The organism is Arthrobacter sp. NQ7, from assembly GCF_029581595.2.
Lineage (GTDB): Bacteria > Actinomycetota > Actinomycetes > Actinomycetales > Micrococcaceae > Arthrobacter > Arthrobacter phenanthrenivorans_B.
Genome location: NZ_JARFXU020000004.1, coordinates 268,608 through 282,038, shown reverse-complemented (window position 1 = coordinate 282,038; position 13,431 = coordinate 268,608). Strand labels below are relative to the sequence as shown.

At 66.9% G+C, this 13,431-nt stretch carries 15 protein-coding genes; 6 read left to right on the top strand and 9 right to left on the bottom strand.

The window, feature by feature from the left end; translation table 11 throughout:
* Nucleotides 1-151: 151 nt before the first annotated feature.
* The 3 genes from PUN71_RS07520 to PUN71_RS07510 all read right to left on the bottom strand — a co-directional run bounded on the left by PUN71_RS07520 (nucleotide 152) and on the right by PUN71_RS07510 (nucleotide 2,955).
* Entirely contained in the window at nucleotides 152-451 is a 300-nt protein-coding gene (locus PUN71_RS07520; RefSeq protein WP_277797905.1) for a hypothetical protein, read from the bottom strand.
* Nucleotides 448-1,182, bottom strand: a complete 735-nt coding sequence (locus tag PUN71_RS07515; protein ID WP_283532396.1) for a S8 family serine peptidase — start codon at nucleotides 1,180-1,182, stop codon at nucleotides 448-450. Before PUN71_RS07515 ends, PUN71_RS07520 begins: the two co-directional genes overlap by 4 nt.
* Nucleotides 1,183-1,575: 393 nt before the next feature.
* Nucleotides 1,576-2,955 (bottom strand): AfsR/SARP family transcriptional regulator, encoded by a 1,380-nt coding sequence (locus PUN71_RS07510; protein WP_277797933.1) that lies wholly within the window; start codon nucleotides 2,953-2,955, stop codon nucleotides 1,576-1,578.
* Between PUN71_RS07510 and PUN71_RS07505 the strand changes: the two genes are divergently transcribed.
* Genes PUN71_RS07505 through PUN71_RS07495 form a run of 3 tightly spaced genes read left to right on the top strand, consistent with a single transcriptional unit; the run spans nucleotide 2,905 to nucleotide 4,446 of the window.
* The gene (locus PUN71_RS07505; RefSeq protein ID WP_277797934.1) at nucleotides 2,905-3,375 is read left to right on the top strand and encodes a hypothetical protein; all 471 of its coding nucleotides are present in this window, start codon (nucleotides 2,905-2,907) and stop codon (nucleotides 3,373-3,375) included. The genes PUN71_RS07510 and PUN71_RS07505 overlap by 51 nt on opposite strands.
* A gap of 44 nt (nucleotides 3,376-3,419) precedes the next feature.
* Nucleotides 3,420-4,079: a sulfurtransferase TusA family protein gene (locus tag PUN71_RS07500; protein WP_277797903.1), complete on the top strand. Its 660-nt coding sequence runs from the start codon at nucleotides 3,420-3,422 to the stop codon at nucleotides 4,077-4,079.
* A 1-nt stretch (nucleotide 4,080) separates the two neighbouring features.
* On the top strand, nucleotides 4,081-4,446 hold the full coding sequence (locus PUN71_RS07495; protein WP_277797902.1) for a DsrE family protein: 366 nt from the start codon (nucleotides 4,081-4,083) through the stop codon (nucleotides 4,444-4,446).
* 320 nt (nucleotides 4,447-4,766) lie between these two features.
* On the opposite strand, the gene PUN71_RS07490 is transcribed toward PUN71_RS07495, so the two are convergent.
* Together PUN71_RS07490 and PUN71_RS07485 are read right to left on the bottom strand one after the other, a co-directional pair.
* Complete coding sequence (locus PUN71_RS07490) at nucleotides 4,767-6,023, bottom strand: MFS transporter (protein ID WP_277797932.1); 1,257 nt, start codon at nucleotides 6,021-6,023, stop codon at nucleotides 4,767-4,769.
* A gap of 86 nt (nucleotides 6,024-6,109) precedes the next feature.
* Nucleotides 6,110-7,504 (bottom strand): MBL fold metallo-hydrolase, encoded by a 1,395-nt coding sequence (locus tag PUN71_RS07485; RefSeq protein WP_277797901.1) that lies wholly within the window; start codon nucleotides 7,502-7,504, stop codon nucleotides 6,110-6,112.
* Nucleotides 7,505-7,613: 109 nt separating this feature from the next.
* On the opposite strand from PUN71_RS07485, the gene PUN71_RS07480 reads away from it, so the two are divergent.
* The 3 genes from PUN71_RS07480 (at nucleotide 7,614) to PUN71_RS07470 (ending at nucleotide 9,280) form a co-directional block, all read left to right on the top strand.
* Nucleotides 7,614-8,294 carry an ArsR/SmtB family transcription factor gene (locus tag PUN71_RS07480; RefSeq protein WP_277797900.1) on the top strand — a complete coding sequence of 227 codons (681 nt, stop codon included), beginning with the start codon at nucleotides 7,614-7,616 and terminating at the stop codon, nucleotides 8,292-8,294.
* A gap of 187 nt (nucleotides 8,295-8,481) precedes the next feature.
* Nucleotides 8,482-8,703, top strand: a complete 222-nt coding sequence (locus PUN71_RS07475) for a hypothetical protein (protein WP_277797899.1) — start codon at nucleotides 8,482-8,484, stop codon at nucleotides 8,701-8,703.
* Nucleotides 8,704-8,707: 4 nt separating this feature from the next.
* A complete protein-coding gene (locus tag PUN71_RS07470; RefSeq protein ID WP_277797898.1) occupies nucleotides 8,708-9,280 on the top strand; it encodes a hypothetical protein in 573 nt (190 codons plus the stop codon).
* 449 nt (nucleotides 9,281-9,729) lie between these two features.
* On the opposite strand, the gene PUN71_RS07465 is transcribed toward PUN71_RS07470, so the two are convergent.
* From PUN71_RS07465 to PUN71_RS07450, 4 genes are all read right to left on the bottom strand, one after another.
* A complete protein-coding gene (locus PUN71_RS07465) occupies nucleotides 9,730-9,963 on the bottom strand; it encodes a hypothetical protein (RefSeq protein ID WP_277797897.1) in 234 nt (77 codons plus the stop codon).
* 170 nt (nucleotides 9,964-10,133) lie between these two features.
* Nucleotides 10,134-11,987, bottom strand: coding sequence for a glycosyltransferase family 2 protein (locus tag PUN71_RS07460; protein ID WP_277797896.1), 1,854 nt, complete (start codon nucleotides 11,985-11,987; stop codon nucleotides 10,134-10,136).
* 123 nt (nucleotides 11,988-12,110) lie between these two features.
* Nucleotides 12,111-12,842, bottom strand: a complete 732-nt coding sequence (locus tag PUN71_RS07455) for a hypothetical protein (RefSeq protein WP_277797895.1) — start codon at nucleotides 12,840-12,842, stop codon at nucleotides 12,111-12,113.
* Nucleotides 12,829-13,356 carry an RNA polymerase sigma factor gene (locus PUN71_RS07450; RefSeq protein WP_277797894.1) on the bottom strand — a complete coding sequence of 176 codons (528 nt, stop codon included), beginning with the start codon at nucleotides 13,354-13,356 and terminating at the stop codon, nucleotides 12,829-12,831. Before PUN71_RS07450 ends, PUN71_RS07455 begins: the two co-directional genes overlap by 14 nt.
* Nucleotides 13,357-13,431: the final 75 nt, after the last annotated feature.

Below are 13,431 nucleotides of genomic sequence, written 5' to 3'. Positions count from 1 at the left end.
CCACTCGGACAGTGGGGACTGCTGAAGGTTTGATTGACACTTTGACCTGAGGGACAGATCGAAATCGGTCAAGCGGTGTCGTTCAAGCGGGGGCCCAACCACCCCCGCTTCGAATTGCCTGCTGTCCAGGCAGGCGTGATGAGGTAACGGCTTAGCCGGTCCAGCTTCCCCGTCCGGTGACCAGGTCGAGTCCGGTCAGGCACGGGTTGCCGTTATTCCCGGTCGCGATGTCCCGGAAGGTGATGGAGCTTCCATACACATAGGCGGCGTTGACTACGGCGGCTGCGTCAGCGGATCGTGCAGCCCATATTGGTGAGGAGACGCTGGTGCCGCCGACGGTGAACCAGCCGGTCTGTCCGTAGTAGGGGGTGGAGTCGTAGACCGAGACTCCTGATGCGGGGTCGGCCTCCAGGGAGACGTCGGGGGTGGCACGCTTGCCTCTGCAGTTCACCTGGGTGTATTGGCTGAAGTTTGCCTGGGTGGGGTTGGCGGTTTCGTAGGCGCTGCATCCGCCCCAGAGCTGCTCCACCCGGTTTCACTGGTCAGGGCGCCGCTGCTGTCGAAGTGCAGGGTGGTGCCGCCGACGGAGATGACGTTCGGGGAAGCCGAGGGGTAGCCTGCGGGGGCGCCGTTATCCCCTGAGGACACGAAGTAACTGACCCCGCCGCGGTTGAAGTGGGTGTCATAGGCCGATTCGCCGCTGAATTCTGAGCTGCCCCAACTGTTGGAGACGTACTGGGCGTGCGTGGAGGCGTAATCTTCGGCCGCCATCAGGTTCGTGAAGCTGTTGCTCGCTGCTTCAACGAGCAGGATCTTCGCGCCTGGTGCGATGGCGTGGGCCCACTGGATGTCCAGGGAGATTTCCAGCGCCCACCCGGAATCGGGCCTCGGGTACTTCGTGCCGCCGTTTTGATTGACTTTGGTGAAGCAGCCGTTCGCGGTCGTGCAGGTCGGCAATTTGAACTGGGTGCTGAAGACGCCCAGGTCGGATTCGGCGCTCGGGTCGTTGTAGGCATCGACAATGGCGATGGTCGTACCATAACCTGCGGTGATCCCGGTGGGGAAGTTGTAGGCTACCTGCAAGGTTGCCGGGGCGACGCCGGCGGGTGCCGCCGTGGCCCCCGGTCGGACGCGGATGGGGTGGTTGGCGTAATGCTCGTGTGGGGCTGGGGGGTTCGCCACCGCCGCGGTCACACCGGCTGTTGCGGTGAAGAGAGCGAGTGTGAGAAGGGGTGCGATGCGACGAAACCAGGACATTGATATACCCCCGGAACAATAAGCACGGCCAAGATATTCAAAGGACCGCGGAGTCTTGCACCGCGGCCGAAACATAAGAACTCGACCCAACCACAGTCTATTTCACCTTGGGCGAACAAGCCATGGACGGGGCGTCGAGCGGTAGACAAACCTGGCTCTTTCCCCACGTTCTTGCCCAAAGCCGGCAGGGACAAGATCCGGTTTGGCAGCCAGGGGATTCAGGGCGGCGGTGATGGCCGGCCAGTGGCCTGCGGCGCTGCGGTCGGCGGCGCTTTGCAGAGCCGAGCCTGCTTCAGCACCAGGTCAAAGAACACGCGTTCAAGGTCGGTTGCTCAGCGGGCTTGCCGCGGCTTCGAGGCAGCGCTGGGCATCGGACTGAAAGCCGGCGCGTGCGTATTCCTGGGCTGCTTCTCGGAACATTGCCCGCGACTGTTCATCTGCGCCTTCGGCCTGACGGAGGACGCCACGGGCTTCCCACACGGCGCCGCTCCACAGGCCTCCCTGCCACATGCCCGCGATTCCTTCGGCTCTGCTGACGAAGTAGCGTGACCGATCAAGCTCGCCGGCTCGGGCGCAGGCCGCCGCGGCACTGGTCAGGTAGCCCATCGAGCAGGGCTCGCAGGAGCGCATCCCGCTCAGCTCCCGCTCGGCGACCCGCACGACGGCGAGGGCCTTTTCCGGATCGGCAGCAGCCTGGATCATGGTGCCGAAGACACGCACCAACAGGTGGGTGGCAAGTTCGGAGCGGACGGCTAATGGGCGTGCCCGCTTGAGCAGTCGGTTCGCGTCGAACTTCCGGCCGCCGATCAGCGCGACTTCTGCCAGCCTCTGCCGCGAAAGGGCGGATCCGGAAAGACAGCCTTCACGGTCATTTGTCTCCGCCGCCTGCGCGAGGTTCTTCTGAGCCTCGGTGAGATGCCCCGCAAGTAGCTCGGCCTCGCCAAGCATGAGTTGGGCCAGCGCGGCGCCGCTCCCCGAGCCGGCCTCCTCGGCGATCCCCATCATCTGGCGTGCGAAGTCGGCAGCGACGGCGTAGCCCCCAGGCCCTGTGAGGTGGTACTCGGCGAGGCAGAGGTGCGCGTCGTAGACGATGGGCTCCATGTTGGCACGCAAGCGCATGGACTGAGCGAGCTCTGAGGCGAACCGCTCGCGCCAGCGCCCTTGGGCCATGGCGACCTTGGCGAGGATGACAGCGGCTTCTCCAAGCTCTCGGCCCAACCTGGAGTCCAAGGCGATGGAGCGTGCCTCCTCCGCTGCACGCTCCGCCTCCTTGAGGTCATTGCGGTTCAGATGCACCAGAGCCCAGGCGAGCAGGGCGTGGGCACGTTCGGCCTGGGTGGGCTGGAGCGCTCCTTCGCCGGTCAGGACCTCTTCATAGAGGGCGACAGTGGCCCGGTCCGGCCCGACTCCCAGGTGGTCACGGAGTGCCTCCCGCAGCCGCTCGAACCGGCGGATCGCCTCTCGGCGTTCGCCAGCGTCCAGATGGGCCCGCATGAGCGCGCGGGCTGCCTGCTCGTCTGTGGGATCTTCGTCGGAGAGCCCCTGCCATAACTCCCCCACGCGCAGAAGCTCCAGATACAGCTGGCGCAGACGCCCGCGTGGCTCCGCCAGCCAGGACTCGTAGCGGTCGTCGGGAAGGAGTTCGCCGTGGTAAAGATTCACGGCGGATCGGCACGCCGCAGGATCGCTCGCAGCCAGCGCTCGGCGCGCTGCACCCTCGAAGCGCTCAACGTCAGTGTGGACCTGCGCAGCGGGCCAAAGAAGGAGAACCCCCTGGTGACTCACGACGGTCTGCTCGTCTGCGGTGGCGCGGCGGGCGAAATGCAGGGCTTTGCGGAGGTTTGTACCGGCGGCTTGGGGACCACTCTCGGGCCAGAGCGCCTCCATGACCTGCGACCTGTGAAGGCGGAAGCCATGGGAGAGCGCGAGCAGCTTGAGAACGTCTGCTGCCCGACGACTTCCCCAAGCATCATCGGGCATCAGACTGCCATCGACTGCGAGGGCAAACCGTCCGAGGAGTTGGAATTCCACTTCGTTCACTACTGGGATACTAACCGACGGGCCCCGGCTCCAGACAGCGTTCGCAGCGGAACGTTCGCGGAACGGCGTCCTCTGTAGCGTGAGTGGCAAGAAGCGAGAACGAACCCAGCGGAGGAGGGGCCATGCTCTCCGAAGATATGCACAACAGCTTGCCGGGCGTCCCCGCTGCGGCTGGACCGGGCGGTGTCGCGGCCGCTTTTCTAAATGCCCTGTCCGCCCGCGAGTTCACGAAAGCCCAGTTGCTGCTGGCCCAGGACATCCAGTTCAGGATGCTGGTCCCGGGCAGGCTCATGACCGATCAGGGCGCGCACGCGGCCATCCGCCGGTTCGCGAGTTGGTTCGGCGGGGCCGACCAGTTCCAGGTGGAGGCCTCCAACGCCCAGGAGATCGAAGGCCGTGCGGTGGTGACGTACCGCTTCCGGCTCCACGATGTGAGGGGGTGGCTGCTGCTCGAGCAGCACCTGATGCTCGACGTCGGCACCGACGGTCGCATAGAAGCGATTGATCTGCTGTGCTCCGGTTTCCGCCCGGCCACAGTTGACGAGTCGCTTCACGTGCACCCCTATGACGCGGGAGACCTAGGGTGCGCCGACGGTCTCGCCCAAGCCTTCCGCGAACAGATCCAGCACATCCCGATCGGTGACGTGCTCGTGGTAAGCGCCCGCGATCCGGCTGCCAAAGAGGATCTGCCTTCCCTGGCCCGCCTGATGGGCCATGTTGTTCATTCGATCAAAGTACTGGGAGACGGACGTCTGCTGGTGAATGTGGAAAGGGGACGATGAGATGAGTGAGAAGCTGATCTTCAACTGCACTTATGGAAAGGAAGAACCCGAGCGCGCCACGCTCCCGTTTGTCGCCGCGAATGTCGCGGCGACAGCAGGCCAGGATGCGATCGTGCTGTGCACTATCGAAGCCGTGTGGCTGGGGACCACGGGTGGAACCGACGGAGTGGCCCAGCCCGGGCTGCCCGAGCTCGGCAACCTGTACACCGAGTTCATCGATAACGGCGGCCAGGTGTGGCTGTGCGGCGCCTGCGCCAAACCCCGAGGCATCACCGAGGAGCAACTCGAAAAGGGCTCCACCATCGTAGGAGCCGCCAAGATCGTTGAGGAGATCCTTGCCGGAGCCAAGACGGTAGCGTTCGCCTGACCCTCCTCACCAGCTGCCGATGATGCCCGACACCGAAAGTCACCGAGCCCCCTATGCCGGGCCGGCCAGCTCCCACGCCCGGACGCAGCGGCGGGATCTGCTTTAGTTGGGCGACACTGACCGGGCCCACCTGCAGCAGGACGAGGGTGCTGGGCGCGACTGCGCTGACCAGATGGAGCAGGTCTCTATCCAGGTCGTTGATCTGGCTGGTGAGCTTCTGGACGCGCCGGCCCAGCTCTCGGAGAGCATGGCAGCGCGGGGGTATACGGGGCAACAAGCCCCGGTCACGCGGTGGAAGCCTTGGCTCTCGTGTGGGCAGCTTAGGTGCCCGTGGACGGTTCTAGCTGGCCCGGGGGCGTCGCGCTGTCCTGATGATTATTGGACGTCCGGTTGTAGTCTGATCCGCGCATCCGGAGTGCGACGAGGATGCCGGAGAGTGCGGTGAGGGCGGCGACGGCGGCGACTGCTGCGGGGATGCCGAAGGCGTCGGCAAGGATACCGGCGAGGAGGGCGCCGACGGCGAATCCGCCGTCGCGCCAGAGCCGGTAGATGCCTACGGAGCGGGCCCGCCATGCGGGGTGTGCGACGTCGCCGATGGCGGCCAAGAGGGTGGGGTAGACCAGGGCGGTTCCGAGGCCGAGGAGGATCGCGGCGGCCAGCCAGGTCCCGAAGCTGGTTCCGGCTGCGACCATGCCCAGTGCGGTGGCCTGGATCAGCATGCCGGCGACGATCAGCCATTTACGGCCGTACCTGTCCGACATGGCGCCGGTGACCAGTTGCGCGGCACCCCAGACTGCGGGGTTGACGGCGGCGAGGATCCCGATTTTTTCGACGGTGAGCCCTGCGCCGGCGAAAAGGAGCGGGAACAGTCCCCAGGCGAGGCCGTCATTGAGGTTGTTCACCATGCCTGCCTGGCTGACCGAGGACAAGGATTTGTCCCGGAAGCTGGTCAGGGTGAAGATTTCCCTGTTGCTCAGCTCCCCGTGGGCGTCGGAGTGGGCTGCTGTGTGGCTGGACGCTTCGAGCCTGGCGTGGTCCCGTGTTTCCTTCACTGCGAAGATGGACAGGCCCAGGCCCAGGGCGATGTAGGCGGCGCCGAGCAGGAAGGGTCCGGGGCGGAGTCCGTAGGTGGCGGCGATGTAGCCGGTGGCCAGCGCGGTCCCGGCGACGCCGAGGTAACCGGCGGCCTCGTTCAGGCCCATGGCCAGGCCCCGGCGGGACGGGCCGACGAGGTCCATCTTCATCACCACGGTCGTGGACCAGGTCAGGCCCTGGCTGATGCCGAGGATGACGTTCGCGGTCACGATCCAGCCCCAGGAGGGCCCGAAGATCAGCAGCAGCGGCACCGGGACCGCGATCAGCCAACCGGCGATCAGGACCGGTTTGCGGCCGTACCGGTCCGAGAGGGTGCCGGCGAAGTAGTTGGTACCGGCCTTGGCCACCCCGAAAGCGAGGATGTAGGTCAGCGCGGAGGTGTAGAGGTCCAGGTGGAAGACCTGGTCGGCCAGCAGCGGCAGGATGGTGCGTTCCTGCCCGAGGGTGCCGCCAACGAGGGCGTTGACGGCCACCAGGAGCATGAACTGGGCCAGGTTCTGCCGCAGGCCCAGGATGAGCGCGGGCCGGGCGCGGGTGCCGTGGGGCCCGGTCGCAGTGTGGGGGTTGCTCACCGGCTTGCCGCCAGGGGGGTACCGGCTTCCAGCTGCTGGCCGGCGGCCGCTGCCCAGTCGCCCGGGCCGCCGTTGAAGACAGAGACGCCCGTTCGGCCGGACGCGGCGAGGATGCTCGCCCCGCCCATGGCGCGTTCACCGTGCCCGCACATGACAATGACCGGTCCGGCCGGAACGGCATCGAGGGAGTCGGGGAGGTAGCCGAGTTCAACGTTCACCGCGCCGGGGACGTGGCCTGCCGCGTACTCACCGCCCTGGCGGATGTCGAGCACGGAAGCGCCCGCCTGCAACCGGTCAATCATTTGCTCCGGCCCGATCAGGGCAACGCCCTCGGTCCCGGCATGGTCCTTGCCCCACACCTGGTAACCCCCGTCCAGTTCACCGGCGAGGGTGTCGAATCCGACCTTCGCCGCTGCCGTGGCGATGTCCACGGGATCCTGATCCGGGCCGCGGACGATGACCACCGGGGCTTCCGGGGTGGCCAGCCAGCCGAGCCAGGTCGCGAAGACCGGACGGAACGGGATCGAGATCGAGCCCGGGACGTGCCCGGCCGCGAAGTCGGCCGCCTGGCGGGTATCGATCACCTGCGCCCCGTCGGTGAGGAGTGCTTCGACGGACACCGCGGACAGCGGGGTCAGCCGGGGCTCGCCGGGCAGCACAGCCGGGCCGCGCTTATTGATCTCGCCCAGGCGGAGGAAATAGTCGGGGAAGGTCCCCACGGTGCCCAGGAGTGCTTCGACGAAGGCCTCCTCACCGTCGAGCTGCAGCAGCGGGTTGGTGGCCCGTTCGGCGCCGATGGTGGTGACCCGTTCACCGCTGCCGCCGGCGGAGCAGAAGGACCCGGCGCCGTGGGTGGGCCACACCGGGGTGGCGTCGGGGAATTCCATCAGCCGCTGCAGGGACCGGTACTGTGCCCGGGCCAGCGGCACGGTCATCTCCGGGCTGACCAGGTCGGTCCGTCCGGCGGTGCCGACCATCAGGGAGCCGCCGGTGAAGATCCCGGCCAGATCGCCGCCCTCCCGCAGCAGGTAGGACAGGTGCTCGGGGGAGTGCCCGGGGGTGTGCAGGGCTTCCAGGGTGAACCGGCCCAGTTCAACGCTTTGCCCGTCCGTGAGCCCGGTGTGGGCGAAACCCCGGGCCCCGACCTCGGGAGCCAGTACGGTGGCGCCCTCGATCTCGGCGAGTTCGGCGACACCGGAGATGAAGTCTGCGTGCAGGTGGGTTTCCACGGCGTAGGCGATCGCGAGCTCCCGCCGGGAGGCCTCGGCGCGTACCTGCCGCAGGTCCCGTTCCGGGTCCATCACGAGGGCGCGGCCGTCCCCGAGGTCCAGCAGGTACGTCGAGTTGCCCAGACCCTCGTCCACAACGGGGATCAGATTCAAGGAGCCCATGACTTCCCTTCCTTCCCATGCCGGGAAACACCCGGCACAGATCCTTGGTATTCCAAACATCCATGGAATAGTATTCAAATCAGTATTACACGGATCTTTGGAGGAGCAAGTGGGAGACAAGGCCAGGAAATCGGAACTCTTCGAGGAGTTCGCCCAGGTCGGCAAGGCCCTGGCCAACGGTAAGCGGCTGGAGCTGCTGGACCTGCTCAGCCAGGGCGAGCGGAGCGTGGAATCCCTCGCATCCGCTGCCGGACTGGGATTGAGTACGGTCTCGGCGCACCTGCAGACCCTCCGGCAGGCCGGCCTCGTCAGCGCGCGGCGCGAGGGCACGAGGATCCACTACGACCTTGCGGGGCCGGACGTCCTGCGGCTCTACAGCCTGCTCCGCTCGGTGGCGCAGGAACACGTGGCCGGCGTCGAACCGAAGCGTGTCGCGTACCTGGGGCTGGAGGGCGCCCGCGCCGGGGACGAGGAAGTCACCCGCGAGGACCTCCTGGCCCGTGCCGGCGCCGGCACGGTGACGGTGCTCGATGTCCGTCCCGGCGAGGAGTACGAGGCCGCGCACATTCCCGGGGCCCTGTCCATCCCGCTCGAACAACTCCGCGACAGGCTCTCCGAGCTGCCCGGGGACCGCGAGATCGTGGCCTACTGCCGCGGCGCCTACTGCGTCCTGGCCTACGAGGCCGTGGACCTGTTGCACGCCGCCGGCCGCAAGGCCGCCCGGCTCAATGAAGGAATGCTGGAATGGCGCCTCGGCGGCCTGCCGGTCGAATCCGGCACGGCGGCCTAAGGCGGAAACCAGGGGATGAACCGTGACGACGGCCTCTGGTGACCCCGGCAACGGGATGCGTTGCGAGCCGGTGTTCCAGCCGCCGCGGCCAGCTAAGACCGTGAGCGCATCGCGGCTTGCAGATCCTCCTGCGAAGGCAAGCCCGCCAACCCTGAAAGGCCTGCATAGACTCGGCAGGTCAGGGCCGGTGCCGCCATACGAAGGTCCCACGCGTGACTTCGCGGTACGCCTGGGCACCTTCGCCAAGCCCGACACCGACAGCAACCGCTACCTCGACCGCAACAGCTATGCCGACGGCCACAGCCACGGCGACGGCGACGGCCACAGGGGTCTCGGTCCGGTCGTCGGCGACCGGATCCGGCGAACTGACGGCCACGGGTTCGTACACCGCCGCCCGGCCGCCCGGTGATACTGTGTTCCTGTTCTCTCAGGTGACCGTCTCCGGGTCGGCCAACACGACCGCTCCTCCGGGCTGGACACGGGCGATAGCTGACTTCACCAGCGCCGGATCCACCTCGGCACACCAGGCAGTGTGGTATCGGGTGATGCAGTCCGGCGACACGGCCCCGAGTGTACCGGAACCCGCAGCCCGGTATGCCTGGTCGACCGTCGCTGTGCAGGGCGCCAGCCGGACGACACCGCTGGACGTCACGCCGACCACCGACACCAACTCCGGGGTGGCCTATCCGGATGTCCGGGCCCCGTCCATCACACCCGTAACACCAGGTGCGTTGTTGCTGTCAGCCCACGGGGTGAGGAACGGCACCAACTCCGCAACCACAACGTTCACGCCACCGTCAGGGACAACTGAGCTGGCCGACGCAACGTCGAACATCGCGTCCAAGTCGAACGCGGCCATCGAAGTCAACTCCCTGCCGCTGACCGATACGACCGCCACCGGCACGAAGACCGCCACCGCAGCCTCAAGCTCGGGAACGACCATCAACCAGTGCGGCTCCGCCATCGTCGTGCGCCCGGCACCATGACCGGTGCCGGGCCTGACAGGGCGCGGCGGAGCTGCGCCACGGAGCGCTGGCGCCTGCTGTTCCTAAACGCGGCATGGGTGGCCAACCCTCATATCTTCCATAGTTAGCAGGGCTCCCGAGTGGAAAGGCGCTCCCGGGAACATTGTGCACTCGCCTGAGCAATGTGGACAGTGCATCGGTAGCGGGTGATACGGCAGGGGAGCTCCAGGGAATTGTCCGGCCGTGGGTGGCGGAGGCATTCTGACCGGGAGCCAAGGGACCGGGCGCTCCTGCCCCTTGGTGTCTGCCTGAGATATTTTCGGCAGCATGGCTCATCTCGACATGAAAGGACCGGCGGCGACCGGTTACATCGTTGCCAGCGCACCGAAAATCGTCTGACTGGCAGGGCCGGGTTACTCTTGCCTGGCCCGGCCACGGCGGCCCTGGCCCCGTGGACAGCGCTGCGGAGACTACGCCTGCCGCGCTCCCTGGATCTTCCAGCCTTGGCCGCGCCTATATAGGGCGAGGATTGAACCTTCGCCGAAGGCGGGATTCGGGTCCGGGGTAAGTCGCAGGGCCGCATTGATGCAACCCAAACCTCGTACAGAGGCCTTGCTTTTAACCAGTGCGTCACTGAAATCCACGGCTTCAACCACGAAACGGCCGGCGCCCTCGTCGGTTGCGTATTCGAGGAAGAACGGCATGGACGAAAGCATGCCAGTGTCGAAAGGTTTCTTATAAGGGGCCAAAGACCCGCTTTATTTGACCCATATCATTCAGGGTGGCGTGGGCGGCGATCACGGAGCGGGTGTCGAGCTGGTGGGCCACGCCGGGAGCATTGTGTACGGCGCTGTGCAGGTTTTTTGTTGTCTGCTTACGGGGCCGCTGCGGGGAGCGGGTTCCGGCTCTCGCGGTGTTGGGTGTGGGTGAGTTCGTGGTCGGCGATGAGGGCGAGTGCGGGGCTGGCCAGGTAGAGCAGGGATTGGGCGCCGAGTGCGAGGGCGAACATGGTGATGAGGCCGCCGGGCCCAAGGAGTATCAGTGAGGCGGAGATGGCCAGTCCTGTCGTGGCGATGAGGCTTTCGGTACCGGTGTCGTGCAGTGCGCCCAGATGCCGGCGTGTGGCGGGGAATTTGTTGGTCCGTTCCCAGGTGGCGGGGCGGCCGAAGAGGGCTTTGAGGCTTGCCAGGGTGATGATGTGGTTCAGGGCGGCGAAGGCCAGGGTGCCGCCGAGGGCCTGGGTGAGGGTCGCGCCGACCGGGCGGGTGTAGATCAGTACGCGCAGGACGGTGCTGCTGATCAGGACCGCCGTGGATCCGAGGTACAGGGCGAAGGGCATCGGAACGTTCTCGTGCTGGATGGCCATGGACAGTGCGGTCAGCGCGCCCAGGGGAAGGGTGAGGGCGCGCAATCCGATGCAGGCCACGTCCAGTCCGTGGTTTCCGTGGTGGATCCGTTGCCGCCATGTCAATGCCGTGCGTTCCCCGCCCAGGGCAGCCGGGAGGAACAGTTTCCAGTGTCTGCGCATTTCCTGGACGGGTCCGTAGGTCCAGCGGAACCGTTGTTTCCGGTACGCGGCGAAGGTTTCCGGGATCAGTCCCCATCCGAGGGGCTCGCGCAGGTAGATACCGTCGTAGCCGAGGGCGTGGATCCGGATGGCCAGTTCGCTGTCTTCGGTCAGGCACCACTGCGCCCACCCGCCGGCCTCCTCCAGGGCTTCGCGTCTGATCAGGGACATGGTGCCCACGGTCAGACCCGCGTTGTGCTCGTTCAGGGCCACCATCCCGGTGGTGAAAAACACGGTGTATTCCCAGTTGGCCCAGCGGCGGAACCGGCTGGCTTCGTGGTCCCGGTAGGCGTGGGGTGCCTGGACGAACCCGACGCGGGCTTCAGCGAAGTGCCCGACGGTTTTCGTCAGCCAGTCCGGGCTGACGTGGTAGTCCGCGTCGACCACCCCGATCAGTTCCGCGGCCGGGTCCGTGTAGGGGGCGGCCCAGTTCAGCGCACCGGCTTTCGCGCCGGAGATTCCCTCGACGTGCAGGAAGCGGAACCGGGGCCCGAGCCTGAGGCAATGCTGGCGGAGGGGTTTCCAGAGCGCGGGGTCGGCGGTGTTGTTATCGATGACAAGCACCTCGAAATCCGGGTAGTCCAGTGCGGCCAGCGCATCGAGGGTGGAAATAACCATCGCAGGAGGTTCGGCGTGGGTAGGAACATGGATCGACACCCGCGGGTACGCCACGGGCAGGTCCTGCAGCGCGAGCCGGGGCCGGAGCCAGGAGCGGCGGAATAGGGCCTCCCAGCCTTCCCTGGCCTGAATGATGGAGCTTGGCGAGGTCACCGCTGCCAGGACCGCGCTCACCCATACCAGCCACCCCGTCAGCGCACTGACCTGCAGACCCAACAAAAAGAACAGCGCCCAGGCCGCGCTGACGGCGGTCAGGGAACACCAGGTGGACCACACCAGGGCCCCGGGGACGGTGAGGTTGCGCTGGACCCGGGAGTAGGCCGCGCACAGGACCGTCACCGCCGCCGCCGCAGCCCAGGCACCTGGGAGCAGGCCGGGGGCGAGGAGAGCTCCTGCCAGGGCCGTTCCGGCGGTTGCGCCAGCCAGGACTGTGATGGCCGGGCCGGCCGGCCCTCCACTGCCGGCGGGGAATGCCAGGGCCGCGACGGCCCCCAGATGGGCCATTGCTGCGACGATGACCAGGACACTTAAGAGCAAGAACATCGAAACTCCCTGACAGGATCGGGTGGAACGGCTAAGCGGACTCGCTGCGCCATTGCATCCGGCATCACTCCTTCAAGGGCAGTTGCCGATGAGGGGGTGCATGCACGGTTCAGGCCAGGGTGGCTACGGCCGGCCCGGGTGCTGGGTGGTATGACTTCCCGTGGCCGGCAAGGTTTGCGGCGTACTCTCCGGTGGTGCCACAGGTGCCACCGAAGAGTACGGTCCCGGAACGGGAGGGGCGCCGACGGTCGGCTCGGCCGGCACCGGTGCCGGATGGCCGGTGACTGGGGCACCGGGGTCCGGGCGAATCGCGGCAGATGCCGGGGCAGCGGGGATGCTGGGCGTTGCGGGTTCGCCTGATGCGGAAGAACTTGGGGTCTCCGGCTGCGCCGGCGAGGCTGCGGGCACCGGTGTGGAGGGAGGTTCCGGCGTGTCCGGGGACCGGTCGTGCAGTCCTGCGGTGAGGGTAGTGACGACGGTGGTGACGGTCTTCTGGACGGCGTCGCGGATGTCCTGGTTCACGGCAGCGGCGGCGGCGCCGGCTCCCAGGACCAGGGAGAGCGCGGTCGCGGCGATGACCATGCGGGTGTGTCGTGTCCGGCGGCGGTCCTCGAGACTGGCGATGGTGCCCGTTCCCGCGCCCGGGCTTGGTTCGGTGTTCAGGCGTGCGAGCAGGGCCGCGAGTTCACCACATGGTGTTGGTTGCGGTCCGTGGGTGATGCTGCGGACGTGCATCAGGGCCGGTGTCAGCTCTCCGGCGTCGCCCGAGTGGTCCATCCCGGTTTCGCGCAGCAGGTCCTCGATGACGCGCTGGTCGTGCAGGTCCTCGGCGCTGCGGAAATCATTGGTACTCACGATCTGCCCTGGCCTTTCTTTCCTGCTCGGTTTCCTTGAGGCGGGCCAGCGCGCGGCGCTGGAGTTGCTTGATGGCCCCGGGTGTTTTATTCATGATTCTGGCGGTGGACTCCAGGGACAGTTCGGCGATGATCCGCAGGGCGAGGACTTCCCGGTAATCCACGGGCAGGCTGTCCAGCAGCGCGTGCCCCAGGGCCATCGCCTCGATCGCCTGGTCTTCAGCCGAGTCCGTGAGCCGGGAATCCCTGGCGGGGTCATATTCAATGGAGACCGGTGTCCGGGACCGGCGGCGGTGGGAATCCACCGCCCGGGCGTGGGCAATGCTGAAGATCAGCGTCCTGAGCCCGGCCGGTCCGCCCCGCAGTTCCCCGAGGCGCGGGTAGAGGGCGAGGAACACGTCCTGAGTCACGGCCTCGGGATCCTCGACCCCGCGGGAACGCAGATAGCCGCAAACCCCGGGCGAGTACTGCCGGTAGGCATCAACAAACACAGCATCCGGGTCTGTTCGTGCCACACCCGCCTGCTCTGTCACCGACGTCTTCACGAATCACCCCCAGGCAGTCACCCTATCCGACCATGCAGGACGGCC